This is a genomic window from Streptomyces sp. NPDC031340 (assembly GCF_055569945.1).
Genome location: NZ_JBVIIE010000124.1, coordinates 1 through 2,578 on the forward strand (window position 1 = coordinate 1; position 2,578 = coordinate 2,578).

Below are 2,578 nucleotides of genomic sequence, written 5' to 3' on the forward strand. Positions count from 1 at the left end.
GCGCGGACATGCAGAGCGTCCCGGTCCGGGTCGGCGTAGACGGCCACGCTCGCGATACCGGCATCCCGGCAGGCCCGGGCGACACGGACAGCGATTTCGCCACGGTTGGCGATGAGCACCTTGCGCACGATAGAGGCTCCCTCCTTGAAACAAGCCGAGTTTAGGGACTGCCGACACGGCGCATCGACCCGTCCCCAGTGGTGAGCTTGCCCACACGGAGCGTGATTCGAGGCTCGCTCAACCGGCGAAATCCCTTGTCGCACCGCAATACGCAGGACTCCTCCCGGAAACCCTAGTCCCCTCATGTGGTCAAGGTCTCTGTGAGAGCGTGCTGCGGGCCACCCGGTTTCTTTGTGGAATCCCTACGAACGGCCCAATGAATCTTTGCCACCCACCGGACCCTTGTCCCGCGGTTTACCCGTTAGTAGCGTTCGCGATGTATCGAAACGTGACTTCGGGTAACAGGCGTTCGGCTCGAGAGTGGGTGGGGACCGGTGGTGCGCAGACCGGTGGCGTGGATCGTGGCGCTCTTGCTGTTCGCGGAAGCGGTCGGCGTGGCGGCGCTGAACTGGTTCCTCGGAATCGTCGTCGACCGCCAGGACATGTCCCTGGCCGGGCTGGACCCGGACATGATGTCGGTGTCCTCGAAGGCGGGCGGGATCGTCTTCGGCCTCTACTTCGGCCTGTGCGGACTGGTCGCCCTGCTCGTCGCCCTGCGGGACCGTCCGCCGGCCGGCTTCGGGCGGGTCCTGCTGGTCAGCGTCGCCGTCGTGCACGGGCTGCTGGGGGCCTTCGCGTGGAGTCTGGTGGGCTGGCCGGCGTTCGTGTTCATGGTGGTCGTGCTCGCGCTCGTCGTCCTGCTGCTGATGACGTACGACGCCCCCCAGGGCCCCGCCCCGGCCGAGGAGCCCCGGGACGGCGCCGGGCCCGGCGGCAGCCCGGTCACGCCCGGTCCGGCGCCCACAGGTCCGTGATGCCGACGCCCAGCTGCGCCAGCAGCTTGCGCACGAGGGGCAGGCTGATGCCGATCACGTTGCCGTGATCGCCCTCGATGCCCTCGATGAACGGCGCCGAGAGACCGTCGAGGGTGAACGCCCCGGCGACGTGGAGGGGTTCGCCCGAGGCGACGTACGCGGCGATCTCCTCGTCGGTGGGCTCGCCGAAGCGGACGACGGTGGAGGCGGTGCCGGAGGAGTAGCGGCCGGTCCCGGCGACGTAGACGCAGTGGCCGGTCTGCAAGGTGCCCGCGCGCCCGCGCATCGCCTTCCAGCGGGCCGTGGCCTCCTCGGCGTCGGCCGGCTTGCCCAGCGCCTCGCCGTCCAGGTCCAGCACCGAGTCGCAGCCGATCACCAGCGCGCCCTTCACCTCGGGCCGGGCGGCCACCACGGAGGCCTTCGCCTCGGCGAGGGCGAGCGCCAGGTCGGCCGGGGTGGGCGCGGTGACGGCGTCCTCGTCCACGCCGCTGACGATCACTTCGGGATCGAATCCGGCCTGGCGCAGCAGGCCGAGCCGGGCGGGGGACTGGGAGGCGAGCACGAGGCGGCGGCGCGGCTGATCGGTCATGCGGTCAGCGTAGCGAGCTGTCCCCGCCGGCTCACCTCAGGCCGATCACGATCATCGCCAGCACCATGGCCAGGGCCATGAGAATGCCGAGCCGCCGCAACATCTCCTGCGTGTCCCGCAGTTCCTCGGGCGGCTCGTTCTCGGGATCGGACCACAGCATGCTTCCAGCGTGCTCCGGGCGGAGGTCCGGACGCCTGAGTACGGGTACTCAGGTTCGCCCGGACTCCCCGTCTCCCGGCCGTGGTCGCCCCCCCCGGGCCGTGATCTTCCGGCCCGCGTACCGGCCGCGGTCTCCCGTCTCCCGGCCGTGGTCTTCCGTCTCCCGGCCGTGGTGTCCCGGTCGTGCTCAGGACGGCCAGTAGGTGCGCGCCCACGTCGTGCGCCCGGGCTGGGGCAGGCGGTGCGCCGCGATGCGGGACGGGTCCGACCAGGAGTCCCTGTCGTGCGTCTCGCTCGGCACCGCCGCGGCCACGGCCATGGCGCGCGCCCTGACCACCGCGAGGGCGGCGGCGAGTTCCTCGGGGGTGGGGTTTCCCCGGACGACCTTGATCACAGCGGCTCCTTACAGGGGGATGTTGCCGTGCTTCTTGGGGGGCAGGGTTTCCCGTTTGGTGCGCAGCTGGCGCAGTCCGCGGACGATGTGGCGGCGGGTGTCGGAGGGCATGATCACGGCGTCGATGTAGCCGCGTTCGGCGGCGACGTAGGGGTTGAGGAGGGCGTCCTCGTACTCCTGGATGAGCCGGGCGCGGGTGGCCTCGCCTTCGCCGGCGGTCTCGGCGTCGGCGATGGTGCGGCGGTGCAGGATGTTGACGGCGCCCTGGGCGCCCATGACGGCGATCTGGGCGGTGGGCCAGGCGAGGTTGAGGTCGGCGCCGAGGTGCTTGGAGCCCATGACGTCGTAGGCGCCGCCGAAGGCCTTGCGGGTGATCACGGTGATCAGGGGGACGGTGGCTTCGGCGTAGGCGTAGATGAGTTTGGCGCCGCGGCGGATGATGCCGTCGTGTTCCTGGTCGAC

At 70.8% G+C, this 2,578-nt stretch carries 6 protein-coding genes; 1 reads left to right on the top strand and 5 read right to left on the bottom strand.

Features of this window, described 5'->3' with window-relative positions; all coding sequences use genetic code 11:
- Positions 1-128, bottom strand: a 128-nt coding sequence (locus tag ACZ5GT_RS40655) for a biotin carboxylase N-terminal domain-containing protein (RefSeq protein ID WP_146225392.1), incomplete at its 3' end; no start/stop codon positions are given.
- Between the two features lie 366 nt (positions 129-494).
- Between ACZ5GT_RS40655 and ACZ5GT_RS40660 the strand changes: the two genes are divergently transcribed.
- Positions 495-974, top strand: coding sequence for a hypothetical protein (locus tag ACZ5GT_RS40660; RefSeq protein ID WP_469036963.1), 480 nt, complete (start codon positions 495-497; stop codon positions 972-974).
- Here the strand turns inward: ACZ5GT_RS40660 and ACZ5GT_RS40665 are convergent.
- The 4 genes from ACZ5GT_RS40665 to ACZ5GT_RS40680 all read right to left on the bottom strand — a co-directional run.
- Positions 943-1,563 (bottom strand): Maf family protein, encoded by a 621-nt coding sequence (locus tag ACZ5GT_RS40665; protein ID WP_469036964.1) that lies wholly within the window; start codon positions 1,561-1,563, stop codon positions 943-945. The two genes, ACZ5GT_RS40660 and ACZ5GT_RS40665, sit on opposite strands and share 32 nt — an antisense overlap.
- A gap of 31 nt (positions 1,564-1,594) precedes the next feature.
- Positions 1,595-1,723 (bottom strand): morphogenic membrane protein MmpB, encoded by a 129-nt coding sequence (gene mmpB / locus ACZ5GT_RS40670; protein WP_324787314.1) that lies wholly within the window; start codon positions 1,721-1,723, stop codon positions 1,595-1,597.
- Between the two features lie 186 nt (positions 1,724-1,909).
- On the bottom strand, positions 1,910-2,116 hold the full coding sequence (locus tag ACZ5GT_RS40675) for an acyl-CoA carboxylase epsilon subunit (RefSeq protein ID WP_469036968.1): 207 nt from the start codon (positions 2,114-2,116) through the stop codon (positions 1,910-1,912).
- Positions 2,117-2,125: 9 nt separating this feature from the next.
- Positions 2,126-2,578, bottom strand: a 453-nt coding sequence (locus ACZ5GT_RS40680) for a carboxyl transferase domain-containing protein (RefSeq protein ID WP_469036972.1), incomplete at its 5' end; no start/stop codon positions are given.

Bases quoted from the DNA above. Each gene is read 5' to 3' on its own strand.
- ACZ5GT_RS40665 (WP_469036964.1), bottom strand. From the start codon at position 1,563: ATGACCGATCAGCCGCGCCGCCGCCTCGTGCTCGCCTCCCAGTCCCCC.
- mmpB (WP_324787314.1), bottom strand. From the start codon at position 1,723: ATGCTGTGGTCCGATCCCGAGAACGAGCCGCCCGAGGAACTGCGGGAC.